We start from the raw sequence: 15,851 nt of genomic DNA on the forward strand, positions 1-15,851 counted from the left end.
ACTCAGTCGATGAACTGCAGCCGCGCCAGTTCGGCGTAGAGGCCGCCCTGGGCCAGCAGTTCGTCGTGGGTGCCCTGGGCGACGATGCGGCCCTGGTCCATCACCACGATGCGGTCGGCCTTGAGGATGGTGGCGAGGCGATGCGCGATGACCAGGGTGGTGCGGCCTTCCATCAGGTGTTCGAGCGCGGTCTGCACCGCGCGTTCGCTCTGCGCGTCGAGCGCGGAGGTGGCTTCGTCGAGCAGCAGCAGCGGCGCGTCCTTGAGCAGGGCGCGGGCGATGGCGATGCGCTGCTGCTGGCCGCCGGACAAGCGCGCGCCGCGCTCGCCGAGCTGTTCGTCGTAGCCGGCGGGCAGGGCGGCGATGAAGTCGTGCGCCTCGGCCGAGCGTGCTGCGGCCTCGATGGCGTCGTCGCCGGCGTCGAGCCGACCGTAGCGGATGTTGTCGCGCGCGCTAGCGGCGAAGATCGCCGGCTGCTGCGGCACCAGCGCGATCGCCTCACGCAGCTCCACCGGGTCGAGCCGGCGCACGTCGACGCCGTCGACCGACACCTGCCCGGCCTGCGGATCGTGGAAGCGCAGCAGCACCGAGAACACCGTGCTCTTGCCGGCGCCGGACGGACCGACCAGGGCCACGGTTTCGCCCGGCGCGACGCGCAGGCTGAACTCGTGCAGCGCCGGCGCATCGGGGCGCGAGGGGTAGTGGAACGACACCGCGTCGAAGCGCAGTTCGCCGCGCAGCGGCCGCGGCAGCGTCGCCGGATGTTCCGGTGCGGCGATGCCGTTGTGTTCGTCCAGCAGTTCGCCGATCCGGCCCATGCCGCCGGCCGCGCGCTGCAGTTCGTTCCACACTTCCGCCAGCGCGCCCACCGATCCGGCGCCGAGCAGGGCGTAGAGCACGAACTGGCCGAGCGTGCCGGCGCTCATGTCGCCGCGGATCACGTCGTGCGCGCCCGACCACAGCACCAGGATGATGGCGCCGAAGATCAGCGAGATCGCGACCGCGGTGACCAGCGACTGCACGCCGATGCGGCGGCGCGCGGTGGCGACCGACAGCGCGACCGCGTCGGCGAAGCGGCCGCGCTCGTAGCCTTCGCGCGCGTGCGCCTGCACGGTGCGGATCGCGCCGAGCGCTTCGGCGGCCAGCGCGTTGGCGTCGGCCACGCGGTCCTGGCTCTGGCGCGAGATCTTCTGCAGCCGGCGCCCGCCCACCACCAGCGGCAGCACGAACAGCGGGATGCCGACCAGCGCCCACACCGCCAGCTTCGGGCTGGTCACCACCAGCATCACCACGCTGCCGAGCACGGTTACCACGCTGCGCAGCGCGACCGACATGGTCGTGCCGATCACGCTGCGCAGCAGTTCGGTGTCGGCGCTGAGCCGCGACACCAGTTCGCCGCTGCGGCTGCGCTCGAAGAAGGCCTGGTCGAGGCCGACGAGGTGGCCGTAGAGCCGGTTGCGCAGGTCGGCGACCACGCGTTCGCCCAGCAGCGAGACGAAGAAGAAGCGGGCGGCGGTGGCGAAGGCCAGCGCCAGCGCGACCAGCAGCACCATGGCGAAGGTCGCGTCGATGTTGCTGCCGCTGCTGAAGCCGCGGTCGATGACGTGGCGCACCGCGACCGGCAGCGCCAGGGTGGCGGCGGACGAGGCCGCCAGCGCCGCCAGCCAGGCGCCGAACAGGCCCTTGTGGCGCAGGACGAAGGGCCACAGCGTGCGCAATGAGCCGATCGGGGCCCTGGCGTCGGGCGCGGTGTCGCGGGCGCCTGTGCGCCGGTCGTGGGAGAACGCCATCAGCCTTCGTCGTCGAAACGTGCCCGGTCACGGGTGGCGTCACGCAGCCGGGTTTTCAAGTCGGCGACGGCGCCGGCGGGCAGTTCCAGCACGATCCGCGCGCCGTCGGCGTCGAAGCTTTCCCCGCGCTTGTCGGCCGCGAACGCGGGCAGCAGGTGGTGCAGGGTGGACAGGTCGCCGAAGGCGACGTGGACGGCGACGGTGGCGGTTTCGACCAGCGGCAGGCGCGGCGCCAGCCGCAGGCACTCGGCCGCGGCGCCGCCGTAGGCGCGCACCAGGCCGCCGGCGCCGAGCTTGATGCCGCCGAACCAGCGCGTGACCACCACCACGATGCGGTCGTATCCCTGGCCGTCGATCGCGGCCAGGATCGGGCGGCCTGCGGTGCCGGCCGGCTCGCCGTCGTCGCTGCTGCGATAGTCGCCGCCCAGGCGCCAGGCCCAGCAGTTGTGGGTGGCGTCGGCGACCGAGGCCTGTTTCACGAACGCGGCGGCGTCCTCGACCGATGCGATCGGCGCGGCGCTGGCGAGGAAGCGGCTGTGCCTGACGTCGATCTCGTGGCGCGCGGGCGCAGCCAGCGTGTCCAGGCTCATTCGCCGAGCAGCGGGCGCAGGTCGTCGGGCACCGCCGCCTGCGGATGCCGGCGCACGAATTCGCGCAGGCTGGCGCGGGCTTCGTCCGGCGCGCCGGTGTCGCGCAGTTCGCGGATGCGCTGCAGCCAGGCCTCGCGCACCTGCGGCGAGTCCGCCGAGGCCGGGGGGCTGTCGTCGAGCGGCTGGTCGGCGAGCATGTCGATCTCCTGCGCCGGTTCGACCCGCGCGCCGAGCGCGACCGGCGCCGAGGGCACGGCGACCGACATGGCGGCGTCGCGACGGGCGGACGCGGTCGGGACGGCGGGCTGCATGCGTTCGCGCTGGCCGGCGGCCTCGTCGCTGCGCAGCGCGCGCGCAGTGGCGGTGCCGGAGAGGGCGGACGGGTCCGGGACGAACGCCGGTTCGGCGCTGGCGGCGGCCGGCGGCGCGGGCGGTGCCGGGGGCGGCGGAGGCGGCGCGTCGAACACGACGTCCGCGGATTCGGCGAGCTTGGCTGCCGCCGCCGGAGGCTCCCGCGGCGGCGGTGCATCCGCGACCTGCGGCGCCACGGGCGGGATCGCGGCGGCGGCGGGCGCTTCCTCCCGGGCGGCATCGCTGCGCCCGGCCTCCACCGCGGCCTTGCGCTGCTCGCGTTCGGCGACGGGCGGCGCCGGCAATGCCCGGGCCGGTACGGGGGCGGGGGCCGCATCCGCGGCGCGATCCGCCGCGGCGGCGGCAGGCGCCTGTTCGACGGGATCGATGGCGTCCGGCGCGGGCTGGGCGACGCTGTACGCGGGCAGTTCGGCCTCCGCCGGCGCCGACAGCACCTGCGTGTCGGGCTGCGGCCGCAGCTGCCAGGCGACGCCTACCGCGACCGCCAGCGAGGCGGCGATGCCCAGCCCGACCGGCCAGCGCGGCCGGCGGCGCCGGCGCGGCGCGGATGCGGTTCCACCCCGGCTCGCACCCGCATCGCCGCGTGCCGCCGCGAGGATCGCCGCATCCAGCGCCGCCGACGGACCCGCATGCGCGTCCAGCCGCGACAGCTTCTGCGCGAGATCGCGTTCTTCCTGCGTCAGCGGTTCGTGCTCGCGCATGTTCATGATCCCGCCACCGGTCCCAGCTGCGCGCGCAGCTTGTCCATCGCGTAGCGCAGGCGCGACTTCACGGTTTCCCGGCCCACGCCGGTCACCTCGCCGATCTCCTCCAGCGTCAGCTCCTGCTCCAGCCGCAGCAGGATCACCTCGCGCTGTTCGGACGGCAGGTCGGCCAGCGCCAGCTGCAGCTGGCGGCGCTGCTCGAACTCCGACAGCTGCCGCTCGGGCGTGTCCGGGTCCGGCACGCGTTCGGTCCGCTCGTCGGCGTCGGCCGGCGCCGGCGGACGGTGCTGCAGGGCGCGCCAGTGGTCGGCCAGGCGGTTGTGTGCGATCCGGTACAGCCAGGTCGCGAAGGCGGCCTCGGGCGTCCACGTGGCGCGCGCGGCGATCAGCTTCTGCCAGATGTCCTGGAACAGTTCGTCGGCCAGCGCACCGTCGCGCAGCTGCCGCAGCAGGAAGCGGTACAGGCGCTGGCGATGGCGGCCGTAGAGCGCTTCGAACGCGGCCACGTCGCCGCCGGCATAGGCCAGCATCAGCGCTTCGTCGCTGGGTTCGGGCGGGCTGGCGGGGACGGCCTCGTTCACCGGCAGCAGGGTAAGCCCTGCCCCGGCCGGAGTGAAGCCGGCGGCGCGCGTGCGCCGGCGCCGCGACGGTCGCGGCCATTGCGCGATGGGGATCGACATGTGCATGCCAACGTCCGGAGGGCGGCACCGGGGTTGCCGGAGCGGTCGCTGATTCCCGTTATGCTCCCTGAATGGAGGTGGCGTACCCGTGAATGTCCCCGCAGTGGAGGCGACCGCATCGGACCCCGGGGACAACGCCGGGCTCTCCGGCCTTGCGCAACTGCTGGCGCGCACGCTGCCGACCGGATCGACGGTGGCGGTGGGCTGGGACGATCCGCTGCTGGGGATGACGGTGTCGCTGAGCGGCGCGGCCACGGCCGCGCACGGGGCCGCCGTCGAGGGCATGCTCGCCGGCCGGCCGCCGGGCGAGGACGGATACGACGTCAGCGCGGCCTGGGCCGTGGACGACACCCGTGTCGCGCTGGTCGCGCAACCGGGCCGGCAACTGCCCAATGCATTGCGCGAGGGCTGGGTCGCGCTGGCGCGCAGCACCATTGACGCGACCTTCGCCAGCGCCCGCGCGCAGTTGCGCATCCAGGGCCTGCGCAAGTCCGAACGCCTGCGCCAGGCGCTGTACGAGATCGCCGACGTGTCCGGCGCGGGCCTGGACATGCGCGAGATGCTGGCGCGGATCCATGCCATCGTCGGCACGCTGATGCCGGCGGAGAATTTCTACATCGTGCGCTACGACGACGTGCGCGACACCATCCGCTTCCTCTATTTTGTCGACGAGCGCGATCCGTGGACGGCCGATCCCGACGAGGAGATCCCGGTCGCGCAGATGCCCAACAGCCTGACGGTGGCGATGCTGCGCCACGGCCAGCCGATGCTCGGCCCGTCCGCGCAGGTGCGGCGAAGGCTCGGCGTCACCAAGGACCCGGCGCACGGACCCGACAGCGCCGACTGGCTGGGCGTACCGATGCGCCGCGACGGCTACGTCAGCGGCGCGATCGTGGTGCAGAGCTACGACCAGCCGCAGCGCTACACCCACGAGGACCGCGCCCTGCTGGAATTCGTATCCCAGCACATCCTCACCGCGCTCGACCGCAAGTCGGCGCAGGACGAACTGGAGCGGCGCGTCGAGGAGCGCACCCGCGAGCTGCAGCACGCCAACTGGGTGCTCGAGGCCGAGATCGTCGAGCGCGAGCGCGCCGAGCGCCTGCAGCGCGCGCTGTTCCGCATCAGCGAGCTGTCGATCACCGCCGGCAGCATCGAGCGCTTCTACGCCGACGTGCACGCCATCATCGACGAGTTGCTCGACGCGAAGAATTTCTACATCGCGCTGCTGTCCGAGGACGGCAGCCGGCTCGAGTTCCCGTACTCGGTCGACGAGCGCGACCCGGTGCGCAAGCCGCGGCGCCTGGGCATGGGCCTGACCGAGTACGTCATCCGCAACGGCCAGGCGCTGCTGGTGGACCGGCACGGCATGGGCCAGCTCGTGGACGCGGGCCAGGTCCGCAGCCACGGCTCGCTGGCGCACTGCTGGCTGGGCGTGCCGCTGACCCGCGACGGCGCGGCGACCGGCGTCATCGCGGTGCAGAGCTACGGCGCCGATGTCATCTTCAGCCCCGCCGACCAGGAACTGCTGACCTTCGTCGCGCACCACATCGACGGCGCGCTCGCCCGCAAGCGTGCGCAGGAGTACCTCAAGGCGACCCACGCCGACCTGGAGTTCCGGGTCGAGGCGCGCACGCGCGAACTCGAGCAGGCCAACCGCGAACTGCGCGCGCAGATCGGCGAGCGCGTGCGCGCCCAGCAGCGGCTGACCCACCAGGCGCGCCACGACCACCTCACCGGCCTGCCCAACCGCGTGTTCCTGCTCGATCGCCTCGACAGCATGATGCTGCAGATGTTCGAGCCGGGGCGGCTGCCGTTCGCGGTGCTGTTCCTCGACCTCGACCGCTTCAAGCTGATCAACGACTCGATGGGGCACGCCGCCGGCGACGCGATGCTGATCGAGGTCGGCCGCCGCATCCGCGCCGCGATCGGCGTCGAGGACGTGGTCGCTCGGCTGGGCGGCGACGAGTTCGCGATCGTGCTCGAGTCGGTGGCCGACGGCGATGCCGCCGGGGAAGTGGCGTCGCTGGTGCTCAGGAAGCTCGGGCGCTCGATGTGGGTCGCCGGGCGGGAACTGTTTCCCTCGGCCAGCATCGGCATCGCGCTGTGGCAGCCGCGCTACCGCCACGCCGACGAACTGCTGCGCGACGCCGACGCCGCGATGTACCGCGCCAAGGCGCGCGGCCGCGATCGCAGCGAGCGCTTCGACGAGGAGATGCGCGCCGAGGCGATGCGCCTGCTCGACCTCGAGGCCGACCTGCGCCGCGCGATCCAGCGCGACGCGTTCGAACCGTACTTCCAGCCGATCGTGCGCTTGTCCGACGGCGCGGTGGTCGGGCACGAGGCGCTGCTGCGCTGGCGGCACGAACTGCACGGCTCGCTGCCGCCGTCGGAGTTCATCCGCGTCTGCGAGGACAGCGGCCTGATCGAGCAGGTCGACTGGCTGCTGTACCGCAAGGTGGTCGCGTGGATGGGGCGCAGCCCGGAGGGCTACGTCTCGATCAACGTGTCGCCGCGGCACTTCCACGCCGAGGACTTCGCCGAACGGCTGCTGCGCATCGCCGACGACGCGGGCGTCGATCCCAGGCGGCTGCGGATCGAGATCACCGAAGGCGCGCTGCTCGACGACGCGCCGCGCGCGGCGCGCATCCTCAATACCCTGCGCGGCCACGGCGTGCTGGCGCTGCTCGACGATTTCGGCACCGGCTTCTCGGCGCTGTCCTACCTGCATCGCTTCCCGATCCAGGCGCTGAAGATCGACCAGAGCTTCGTCGCCGGGCTGGTCGGCGAGACCCACGCCGAGAGCCTGGCGCTGGTGCGCGCGATCCTGGCGCTGGCGGGCACGCTCGGCATCGACACCATCGGCGAGGGCGTCGAGACCGAACAGCAGCGGCAACTGCTGGCCGATCTCGGCTGCGCCTACGGGCAGGGCTACCTGTTCGGTCGTCCCGCGCCTCCGGTGGAGGGACGCGGCGCGGGACGCCGGCCTTCGCGCGTCAGCGGGAAATCGAGCTGAGCTGCGGCTCGTCGACGGATTCGCCGTCGGCGACCAGTGTCCGTGAGGCCTCGATCAATTCAGCGAACTCCGCGCGCAGTTTCCACGGATCGCTGCCCCGGGTCGCGCGCGCGCCGGCCGCGATCGCCGACAAGTCCCATTGCTCCAGGTGCTTGCCGCCGCGCAATGCATCCGCCCAGGCCGCCACCGTCGCGGCGAAGCGCATCGATTCACCCGGCTGCCGCGCGATCGCGCTGCGCAGTACCGGAGTCTCGATCAGCCGGCTCGTGCTCTCGCCGGGCCGCTTGTAGCGCAGCCGCAGGTGCGCCAGTTCGTCCGGGGTCCGCGCGTCCGGCGCCTGCGCCGTGCCGTAGCGCAGCGGTGGCAGGCGCTGTGCGCCGGAGCCGGCGAGGGTGATCTCGTACAGCGCGGTGACCTCGTGGCCGGCGCCGATGTCGCCGGCGTCGACGCGATCGTTGGCGAAATCCTCGCGCGCGAGCATGCGGTTCTCGTAGCCGATCAGGCGGTACTCGCTGACCAGCGCCGGATTGAACTCGACCTGGATCTTCACGTCTTGCGCAATGGTGAGCAGGGTCGAGGACATCTCCTCGACCAGCACCTTGCGCGCCTCCTGCAGCGTGTCGATGTAGGCGTGGTTGCCGTCGCCGGCGTCGGCCAGCCGCTCGGCGAGGTGGTCGTTGTAGTTGCCGGTGCCGAAGCCGAGCGTGGTCAGCGCGATGCCGGACTTGCGCTGGTCGGCGACCATCGTCTCCAGCGAGCCGCCGTCGACCGTGCCGACGTTGAAGTCGCCGTCGGTGGCGAGGATCACGCGGTTGACGCCGTCCTTGACGAAGGCGCGTTTCGCCATCGCATAGGCCAGGCGGATGCCGTCGCCGCCGTTGGTGCTGCCGCCGGCTTCGAGGCGGTTCAACGCCGCAAGGATCTCGTCCTTGCGGTCGCCCGGCGTCGGCGGCAGCACCAGGCCCGCGGAGCCGGCGTAGACGACGATGCTGACGCGGTCCTGCGCGCGCAGTTGTTGCGTCAGCTCGGAGAACGCCTGCTTGAGCAGCGGCAGCTTGTCGGGCGAGTTCATCGAACCCGAGGTGTCGAGCAGGAACACCAGGTTGGCCGGCGGCAGCTCGGCCTTGGCCACGTCGAAGCCCTTGATGCCGACCATCAGCAGGTGCCGCTGCGCGTTCCACGGCGCCGGCGCGACCTCGACCGTGGCGCGGAACGGCGTGTCCAGCGACGCCGGGCCGGGATGGCCGTAGTCGAAGTAGTTGATGAACTCCTCGGCGCGCACCGCGTCCGCCGGCGGGCGCACGCCCTGGCGGATCATGCGGCGGACGTTGCTGTAGCTGCCGGTGTCGACGTCGATGGAGAAGGTGGACACCGGCTGCTCGGCGACGCGCTGCACGGGGTTGTCGCTGCGCTCGGCGTAGTTTTCGGTGTTCGCCGGTTGCGTGTATGCGGGCGGCGGCGCGGCCATGTCGTAGGCGATCGTGGCCGGCGCCGGCGCGTAGGCCATGCGCGTTTCCTGCGCGCGCATGCGCGCGGCGGCAAGCGCCTTCGCGGGCGCGGCACCGCCGAGGGTGTCGAGGATTTGCGGTTCGGCGGGCGGCGGCGGGGCGGGCGGCGACACCCGGTCGTGGACGGTGCTCGCGGCCTGCGCCTCGCGTTCGCTCGGGGCGCTGGTGCAGGCGGACAGGACGATGGCGGCGAACAGGGCAGAGGCGAGGGCATGGCGTTGCATGGCGGGACTCCCGTGATGGTCGACGGGATTGAACGCGCGAGCTTCGGCAACGGGGTTGGGGCGGGGGCCAACCGTGCCGATAATGCCGCGATGCCCGCCGACACCCGCCCGCCCGCCATCGCCCTCATGGGCCCCACCGCCTCGGGCAAGACCGCGCTGGCGCTGGACTGGGCCGAGCGTTTCGGCGGCGAGATCATCAGCGTCGATTCGGCGCTGGTCTACCGCGGCCTCGACATCGGTTCGGCCAAGCCGGATGCGGACGAGCGCGCACGCGCACCGCACCACCTGCTCGATCTGCGCGATCCCTGGGACAGCTACTCGGCCGCGGAATTCGCGCGTGACGCGCGGCGCGCCATCGACGCCATCGTCGCGCGCGGCCGCCTGCCGATCCTCGCCGGCGGCACCGGACTCTACTTCCAGGCCCTGCTGCGCGGGCTGTCGCCGATGCCGGCGGCCGACGCCGACATGCGCGCCGGCATCGCCGCGCAGGCGCGCGAACGCGGCTGGCCGGCCATGCATGCGGAGCTGGCCGCGATCGACCCGGCCGCCGCGGCGAGGATCAAGCCCGGCGATCCGCAGCGCATCCAGCGCGCGCTGGAGGTGTTCCGGCTCAGCGGCCGCCCGATCAGCGACTGGCAGCGCGAACCGCCGGCCGCGCCGCGCCTGCCGGTGAAGGTGCTCAAGATCGTCGTTGCGCCGCGCGATCGCGGCGTCCTGCACGCGCGTATCGCCGCGCGCTTCGACGCGATGCTCGCTGCCGGCTTCCTCGACGAGGTGCGCGCGCTGCGTGCGCTGCCGGCGCTGCAGGCGCATCCGGCGCCGCAGGATTTGCCGGCGATCCGCGCCGTCGGCTACCGCCAGGCCTGGGAACACCTCGACGGGGGCAGCGATGCCGCCGGATTCCGCGACCGCGCGATCTTCGCCACCCGCCAGCTCGCCAAGCGCCAGCTCACCTGGCTGCGCGGCGAGCTCGATGCGCAATGGTTCGATCCGGGCGAGGGGGGCGGTGCCGGGATCGAGGGGGCTGTCCGGCGCTTTCTCCGCGGTCGGGCGTTGGCAGGTGGCGCCTGAAGGCGCTCCTGCGGCGGATTTCCCGTAGAAGCGCCTTCAGGCGCGCCCCCGCCCGCCACCCCCGGGAACCCCGGCACGATTCCGCGACGCGGCGCACAAAACCGCCCCGCGAACGCGTACGGGTTGTGTACCATCGGTACGTCGCCGCCGCATGGGGAACACGCGGGTCGGGCGATGCGGCCGGGGAACGCCCGCGGGCGCCGGTTCGGACACAACAATAACCAAGCTGGGGAAACACCATGTCCAAGGGGCAATCCTTGCAGGATCCTTTCCTGAATGCGCTGCGGCGCGAACGCGTACCGGTCTCCATCTACCTGGTCAACGGCATCAAGCTGCAGGGCGTCATCGAATCCTTCGACCAGTTCGTCGTCCTGCTGCGCAACACCGTCAGCCAGATGGTCTACAAGCACGCCATTTCCACCGTGGTGCCGGCGCGCAACGTGCGCGTGGGGCCGGGCGGGGGCGTGGTCCAGGCGGCCGAGGGCGCCGAGGACATGACGGCCGAAACCGCCTGAGCGGCCCGGTCCGGGCGCAGCAGGCCCCGGACGGTTGAAGATCGGGCCGGCGGCCTCCATGTCTGATGGCCTGAGCCGCCGCCCGAGTCGAGATGCCCACCCAACTGTTTGAGCGCTCCCGCAAGGGCGAGCACGCGCTGCTGGTCCAGCCCCACGCCGGAGGTCCGCCGGACGAGGCCGAGCTGGAGGAATTCGCCGAACTCGCGCGTTCGGCGGGCGCGACCGTGGCCACCCTGGTCACCGCCCGCATCGACCGGCCCAATCCGGCGACCCTGCTCGGCAGCGGCAAGCTCGACGAGGTGAAGGCCGCGGCCGATGCCTCCGGCGCCGACCTGGTGCTGGTCAACCACCCGCTCAGCCCCGGCCAGGAGCGCAACCTGGAGAAGGTGCTGGAGCGGCGCGTGGTCGACCGCACCGGCCTGATCCTCGACATCTTCGCCCAGCGCGCCCGCAGCCACGAAGGCAAGCTGCAGGTCGAACTGGCCCAGCTCAAGCACATGGCCACGCGCCTGGTGCGCGGCTGGACCCACCTCGAGCGCCAGCGCGGCGGCTCGATCGGACTGCGCGGTCCCGGCGAAACCCAGCTCGAAACCGACCGCCGCCTGCTGCAGAAGCGCGTGGACATGCTGCAAAAGCGCCTGGAGAAGGTGGAAGTGCAGCGCACCCAGATGCGCCGCGCCCGCGTGCGCAGCGAACTGCCGCGCGTCGCCCTGGTGGGCTACACCAACGCCGGCAAGTCGACGCTGTTCAACGCCCTGACCGGCGCCGGGGCCTACGCCGCCGACCAGCTGTTCGCCACGCTCGACCCCACCGTGCGCCGGATCGCGCTGGCGAGCGGGCCGGTGGTGCTGGCCGACACCGTCGGCTTCGTCCGCGACCTGCCGCACGAACTCGTGGCCGCGTTCCGCTCGACCCTGAGCGAGGCGCGCGAGGCCGACCTGCTGCTGCACGTCATCGACGCCGCCGATCCGCTGCGCGACGAACGCATCCGCCAGGTGGACGCGGTGCTGGCCGAGATCGGCGCCGGCGACCTCCCGCAACTGCTGGTGTTCAACAAGATCGACCGGATCGAGGGCGCGCAGGCGCGCCGCGACGCGCCCGACCCGGAAACGGCGCCGGCGCCGGCGCTGCCGGGCGAAACGCTGGCCATCGGCCGCGAGCGCGTCTGGATCTCCGCCCGCGACGGCCTCGGCCTGGACCTGCTGGAGGGCGCGCTGGCGGCGCGGCTGGCGCAGCGGCGGATCGTCGCCGAACTCGAACTGCCGCCGAGCGCCGGCCGCCTGCGCGCGCGCCTGCATGCGCTCGACGCGGTGCGCGGCGAGTCGCACGACGAGCACGGCTGGCGGATCCGCGTCGACCTGTCCGAGGCCGACGCGGCACGGCTGGCGGCGCAGGAGGACGCGGGCATGCTGCGCGAGCTCCTGCCCGCGGTCGAGGCGGAGTACAGCAGGTAGACTATCGGGCCGCGTCGCCGGAAACGGCGCGCGGCGGAACCCCAGACTGGAGCAGGCATGGCCTGGAACATTCCCGGCAAGAACAACGACGACCAGCCACCGGAGCGCAAGCGACCGGAGGGCAACGGCCGCAACCCGTGGCCGCCCAAGCGCCGTCGCGGCAGCGGTGGCCTCGGCGACATCGGCGACCGCCTGCGCGATGCGTTCGGTGGTGGCGGTGGCGGCGGCAACCCGCTGCGCTGGATCGCGATCGCGCTGGCGCTGTGGCTGGTGTTCAACTGCTTCGTGCTGATCGGCGAACAGCAGCGCGGCGTGGTGCTGCGCTTCGGCGAGATCGCGCGGATCATGCAGCCCGGCCCGAACTTCAAGCTGCCCTGGCCGGTCGAGAGCGTGGTCAAGGTCGACGCCACCTCGGTCCGCACCTTCAGCAACTCCATGCCGGTGCTGACCCGCGACGAGAACATCGTGACCGTGTCGTTCAACGTGCAGTACCGGGTCAGCGACCCGGAGCTGTTCCTGTTCGGCACCCGCGATGCGGTGCGCGTGCTGGAGCAGGTCTCGCAGAGCGCGGTGCGCGAACAGATCGGCCGCGCCGACCTCGACACCGCGCTCAACGCCCGCGGCCCGCTGTCGGTGGCTGCCTCGACGGCGCTGCAGGCCTCGCTCGAGGCCTATCGCACCGGCCTCGTGGTCACCGAGCTGAACCTGCAGGACGCGCGTCCGCCGGAAGAGGTCAAGCCGGCCTTCGACGAGGTCAACAGCGCCCAGCAGACCAACGAGCGCCTGGTCAACGAGGCCCGCGCCTACGCCGCCAAGGTGGTCCCGGAAGCGCGCGGCGACGCGCAACGCCTGCGCACCACCGCCGAGGGCTACAAGACCGCGTCCGTGGCCCGCGCCACCGGTGACGCGCAGCGCTTCACGCTGCTGGTCGACGAATATCGCAACGCGCCCGACGTGACCCGCAAGCGCCTGTGGCTGGAAACCGTGCAGCAGGTGCTGGCCGACAACCGCAAGATCGTGGGCGGCGACGGCCGCCAGCTGATCTACGTGCCGATGACGCAGTCCGGCAGTTCGGGCAGCGCCTCGCAGCCGCCGGTGCTGCCGCAGGAGATCGTGTCGCCGCCGGTCACCGCGACGCCGGACCCGGCCCTGCCGCGGCCGGCGCGCGCGACCCGCGCCGAAGGAGGCAACCGATGAGATTCAACCTGATCATCCCCGTGGTGCTGCTGGTGCTGCTGGGCCTGCTCGGCTCGGTCTACGTCGTGCGCGAGGGGCAGGTGGCGCTGGTGCTCAACCTGGGCCGCGTCGCCCGCACCGACATCGGCCCGGGCCTGCACTTCAAGGTCCCGCTGATCGAGACCGCGCGTGTGTTCGACCGCCGCTTCTACGCCGCCGAGTTCTCGCCCGAGCGCTACCTCACCTCAGAGCGCAAGGACGTGAGCGTCGACTTCGTCGCGATCGGCCTGATCAACAACGTCGGCGACTTCTACCGCGCCACCGGCGGGCAGATGGACGTGGCCAACGACCGCCTCGCGCCGATCATCAAGGACTCGCTGCGCAACGAGATCAACGCGCGCACGCTGACCGAACTGGTGTCGGGCGACCGCGCCGAGATCATCGCCAAGCAGCTCGAGGGCATCAACGAGGCCGCGAAGACGCTGGGCATGCGCGTGATCGACATCCGCCTCAAGCAGATCGACCTGCCCACCGACAGCGACGTCATCGCCCAGGTCTACGACCGCATGCGCGCCGAACGCCGCCAGGTGGCCAGCCGGCTGCGCGCCGAGGGCGAGGAGCAGGCGCGCATCATCCGCGCCGAGGCCGACCGCGAGCGCACCGTGCTGGTGGCCGAGGCCGAACGCGACGCGCAGAAGCTGCGCGGCGAGGGCGATGCCGAGGCGACCCGCATCTACGGCCAGGCCGCACAGCGCGACCCCGCCTTCTACGCCTTCCAGCGCAGCCTGGAGGCCTACCGCAACGCGTTTGCCGACGGCGACGGCGTGATCGTGCTCGAGCGCAACGATCCCTTCCTGCAGTACCTGCGCAACGATCGCTGACGCGTTCGTTTCCTGCCTTCCCCGCGAGCGGGGAGGGCTTCAACTTCCCCGGCGAGGCGCACGCATGAACGACCTCTGGGCCGCCCTGTGCCTTGTCGCCGTCCTCGAAGGGCTGGTGCTGTTCGTCGCCCCGGGCGGCTGGAAGCGCGCTGCGGAACAGCTGCAGGCGCTGCCCGAGCGCCAGCTGCGGACGATCGGCGGGATCGTGCTCGTCATCGGTCTGGTTGCCCTGTACTTCGTGCGCGGCGGGTAAGAGCCTGTTCACGGTCCTTGTACCAGGGGCAAACCTCACCGAAGACGTCATCCCGGCTTTCGCCGGGATGACGGAGGCTCCTGCTCTTGCTCCGCAGCCTTCGTGGCGCCCCACGGCCGCGGGGTGGCCTCCGTCGCCCGAAACCCGGATAATGCGCAAAAGCCGGGTGGGCCGATCCAGCAGGATCGCGCCTCCCGGCTTTTTCCGTGTCTGGCCCCGGCGTGGCGGCGCGCTCCCCGATGGAGCAAACCGTGCAATCGCGACGAGGCCCGATCCGGCCCATCCAGCGGCCCCGATGGCCGCATGCAAGAGGAGTGACCTGCCATGGGTCAGTCAGTGGTGGTTCTCGGCGCCCAGTGGGGCGACGAAGGCAAGGGCAAGATCGTCGACCTGCTCACCGAGGAGATCGGCGCGGTCGTGCGTTTCCAGGGCGGCCACAACGCCGGCCACACGCTGGTGATCGGCGGCAGGAAGACCGTGCTGCACCTGATTCCGTCCGGCATCCTGCGCGAGGGCGCGCTGTGCCTGATCGGCAATGGCGTGGTGCTTTCGCCGGCCGCGCTGAAGAAGGAGATCGACGAACTCGAAGGCAACGGCGTCGAAGTGCGCTCGCGCCTGAAGATCAGCCCGGCGACGCCGCTGATCATGCCGTACCACATCGCGCTGGACCAGGCGCGCGAGAAGGCCGCCGGCGGCAAGGCCATCGGCACCACCGGGCGCGGCATCGGCCCTGCGTACGAGGACAAGGTGGCGCGCCGCGGCATCCGCGTCGCCGACCTGCACTATCCCAAGCAGTTGGAAGAACTGCTGCGCACCGCGCTCGACTACCACAACTTCGTGCTGACCAAGTACCTCGGCGGCGAGGCGATCGACTTCCAGCAGACCTATGACGAAGCGCTGGCCTTCGGTGAATACGTGCAGCCGATGAAGTCCGACGTCGCCGGCATCCTCCACGACCTGCGCAAGCAGGGCAAGAAGGTGCTGTTCGAAGGTGCGCAGGGCGCACTGCTCGACATCGACCACGGCACCTATCCCTACGTCACCAGCTCCAACACCACCGTCGGCGGCGCGTTCGCCGGCACCGGCGTGGGCGCGGACGCGATCGACTACGTGCTCGGCATCGCCAAGGCCTACGCCACGCGCGTGGGCGGCGGTCCGTTCCCGACCGAACTCGACGACGAAGTGGGGCAGGGCATCCGCGACCGCGGCCAGGAATACGGCGCCTCCACCGGCCGGCCGCGCCGCTGCGGCTGGATGGACATCGTCGCGCTCAAGCGCGCCGTCGCGATCAACGGCATCAGCGGCCTGTGCATCACCAAGCTCGACGTGCTCGATGGCATGAAGTCGCTCAAGATCTGCATCGCGTACGAGTACCGCGGCAAGCGCACCGAGTACGCCCCGCTCGATGCCGCCGGCTGGGAAGAGATCACGCCGGTCTACCTTGAGTTCCCCGGTTGGGACGAGAACACCCATGGCGTCACCGAATGGGACGACCTGCCACCCGCGGCCCGCGCCTACCTGCGCGCGCTGGAGGAACTGGCCGGTTGCCCGCTGGCGATCGTCAGCACCGGACCCGATCGCGACCACACGATCGTGCTGCAGGATCCGTTCGCCTGAGGC

The 15,851-nt window shown here is 72.0% G+C and carries 13 protein-coding genes; 8 read left to right on the top strand and 5 right to left on the bottom strand.

Annotated features, from left to right (window positions below; all coding sequences use genetic code 11):
* Nucleotides 1-2 precede the first annotated feature (2 nt).
* The 4 genes from FQY83_RS08040 to FQY83_RS08055 are packed head-to-tail and all read right to left on the bottom strand — an operon-like array spanning nt 3 to nt 4,136.
* On the bottom strand, nt 3-1,790 hold the full coding sequence (locus tag FQY83_RS08040; RefSeq protein ID WP_146386885.1) for an ABC transporter transmembrane domain-containing protein: 1,788 nt from the start codon (nt 1,788-1,790) through the stop codon (nt 3-5).
* Entirely contained in the window at nt 1,790-2,380 is a 591-nt protein-coding gene (locus FQY83_RS08045) for an IMPACT family protein (RefSeq protein WP_146386887.1), read from the bottom strand. Before FQY83_RS08045 ends, FQY83_RS08040 begins: the two co-directional genes overlap by 1 nt.
* The gene (locus FQY83_RS08050) at nt 2,377-3,453 is read right to left on the bottom strand and encodes a hypothetical protein (protein WP_146386889.1); all 1,077 of its coding nucleotides are present in this window, start codon (nt 3,451-3,453) and stop codon (nt 2,377-2,379) included. Before FQY83_RS08050 ends, FQY83_RS08045 begins: the two co-directional genes overlap by 4 nt.
* Before the next feature lie 2 nt (nt 3,454-3,455).
* Entirely contained in the window at nt 3,456-4,136 is a 681-nt protein-coding gene (locus FQY83_RS08055) for an RNA polymerase sigma factor (RefSeq protein ID WP_146386891.1), read from the bottom strand.
* A gap of 88 nt (nt 4,137-4,224) precedes the next feature.
* On the opposite strand from FQY83_RS08055, the gene FQY83_RS08060 reads away from it, so the two are divergent.
* Entirely contained in the window at nt 4,225-7,149 is a 2,925-nt protein-coding gene (locus FQY83_RS08060) for a sensor domain-containing phosphodiesterase (RefSeq protein ID WP_238333446.1), read from the top strand.
* On the opposite strand, the gene FQY83_RS08065 is transcribed toward FQY83_RS08060, so the two are convergent.
* Nucleotides 7,130-8,881 (bottom strand): vWA domain-containing protein, encoded by a 1,752-nt coding sequence (locus tag FQY83_RS08065; protein WP_146386893.1) that lies wholly within the window; start codon nt 8,879-8,881, stop codon nt 7,130-7,132. The two genes, FQY83_RS08060 and FQY83_RS08065, sit on opposite strands and share 20 nt — an antisense overlap.
* 90 nt (nt 8,882-8,971) lie before the next feature.
* Here FQY83_RS08065 and miaA point away from each other — a divergent pair, with 90 nt between their 5' ends.
* From miaA to FQY83_RS08100, 7 genes are all read left to right on the top strand, one after another.
* Nucleotides 8,972-9,952, top strand: a complete 981-nt coding sequence (gene miaA, locus FQY83_RS08070; protein WP_146386895.1) for a tRNA (adenosine(37)-N6)-dimethylallyltransferase MiaA — start codon at nt 8,972-8,974, stop codon at nt 9,950-9,952.
* Nucleotides 9,953-10,191: 239 nt separating this feature from the next.
* Nucleotides 10,192-10,467: an RNA chaperone Hfq gene (hfq, locus tag FQY83_RS08075; protein ID WP_146386897.1), complete on the top strand. Its 276-nt coding sequence runs from the start codon at nt 10,192-10,194 to the stop codon at nt 10,465-10,467.
* A gap of 104 nt (nt 10,468-10,571) precedes the next feature.
* A complete protein-coding gene (hflX, locus tag FQY83_RS08080) occupies nt 10,572-11,921 on the top strand; it encodes a ribosome rescue GTPase HflX (protein ID WP_146387269.1) in 1,350 nt (449 codons plus the stop codon).
* A 57-nt stretch (nt 11,922-11,978) separates the two neighbouring features.
* Nucleotides 11,979-13,118, top strand: coding sequence for an FtsH protease activity modulator HflK (hflK, locus tag FQY83_RS08085; protein WP_146386899.1), 1,140 nt, complete (start codon nt 11,979-11,981; stop codon nt 13,116-13,118).
* Nucleotides 13,115-13,978 (top strand): protease modulator HflC, encoded by an 864-nt coding sequence (gene hflC / locus FQY83_RS08090; RefSeq protein ID WP_146386901.1) that lies wholly within the window; start codon nt 13,115-13,117, stop codon nt 13,976-13,978. The genes hflK and hflC overlap by 4 nt, the downstream gene beginning before the upstream one ends.
* Nucleotides 13,979-14,042: 64 nt before the next feature.
* Nucleotides 14,043-14,231 (top strand): DUF2065 domain-containing protein, encoded by a 189-nt coding sequence (locus tag FQY83_RS08095; RefSeq protein ID WP_146386903.1) that lies wholly within the window; start codon nt 14,043-14,045, stop codon nt 14,229-14,231.
* A 324-nt stretch (nt 14,232-14,555) separates the two neighbouring features.
* Nucleotides 14,556-15,848: an adenylosuccinate synthase gene (locus tag FQY83_RS08100; RefSeq protein ID WP_146386905.1), complete on the top strand. Its 1,293-nt coding sequence runs from the start codon at nt 14,556-14,558 to the stop codon at nt 15,846-15,848.
* Nucleotides 15,849-15,851: the final 3 nt, after the last annotated feature.

The organism is Luteimonas marina, assembly GCF_007859325.1.
In the GTDB taxonomy this organism is placed as follows: domain Bacteria; phylum Pseudomonadota; class Gammaproteobacteria; order Xanthomonadales; family Xanthomonadaceae; genus Luteimonas; species Luteimonas marina.

Coding starts and splice junctions, on each gene's coding strand:
- FQY83_RS08040 (WP_146386885.1), bottom strand. CDS start 1,790: ATGGCGTTCTCCCACGACCGGCGCACAGGCGCCCGCGACACCGCGCCC.
- FQY83_RS08045 (WP_146386887.1), bottom strand. CDS start 2,380: ATGAGCCTGGACACGCTGGCTGCGCCCGCGCGCCACGAGATCGACGTC.
- FQY83_RS08050 (WP_146386889.1), bottom strand. CDS start 3,453: ATGCGCGAGCACGAACCGCTGACGCAGGAAGAACGCGATCTCGCGCAG.
- FQY83_RS08055 (WP_146386891.1), bottom strand. CDS start 4,136: ATGTCGATCCCCATCGCGCAATGGCCGCGACCGTCGCGGCGCCGGCGC.
- FQY83_RS08065 (WP_146386893.1), bottom strand. CDS start 8,881: ATGCAACGCCATGCCCTCGCCTCTGCCCTGTTCGCCGCCATCGTCCTG.
- miaA (WP_146386895.1), top strand. CDS start 8,972: ATGCCCGCCGACACCCGCCCGCCCGCCATCGCCCTCATGGGCCCCACC.
- hfq (WP_146386897.1), top strand. CDS start 10,192: ATGTCCAAGGGGCAATCCTTGCAGGATCCTTTCCTGAATGCGCTGCGG.
- hflK (WP_146386899.1), top strand. CDS start 11,979: ATGGCCTGGAACATTCCCGGCAAGAACAACGACGACCAGCCACCGGAG.
- hflC (WP_146386901.1), top strand. CDS start 13,115: ATGAGATTCAACCTGATCATCCCCGTGGTGCTGCTGGTGCTGCTGGGC.
- FQY83_RS08095 (WP_146386903.1), top strand. CDS start 14,043: ATGAACGACCTCTGGGCCGCCCTGTGCCTTGTCGCCGTCCTCGAAGGG.
- FQY83_RS08100 (WP_146386905.1), top strand. CDS start 14,556: ATGGGTCAGTCAGTGGTGGTTCTCGGCGCCCAGTGGGGCGACGAAGGC.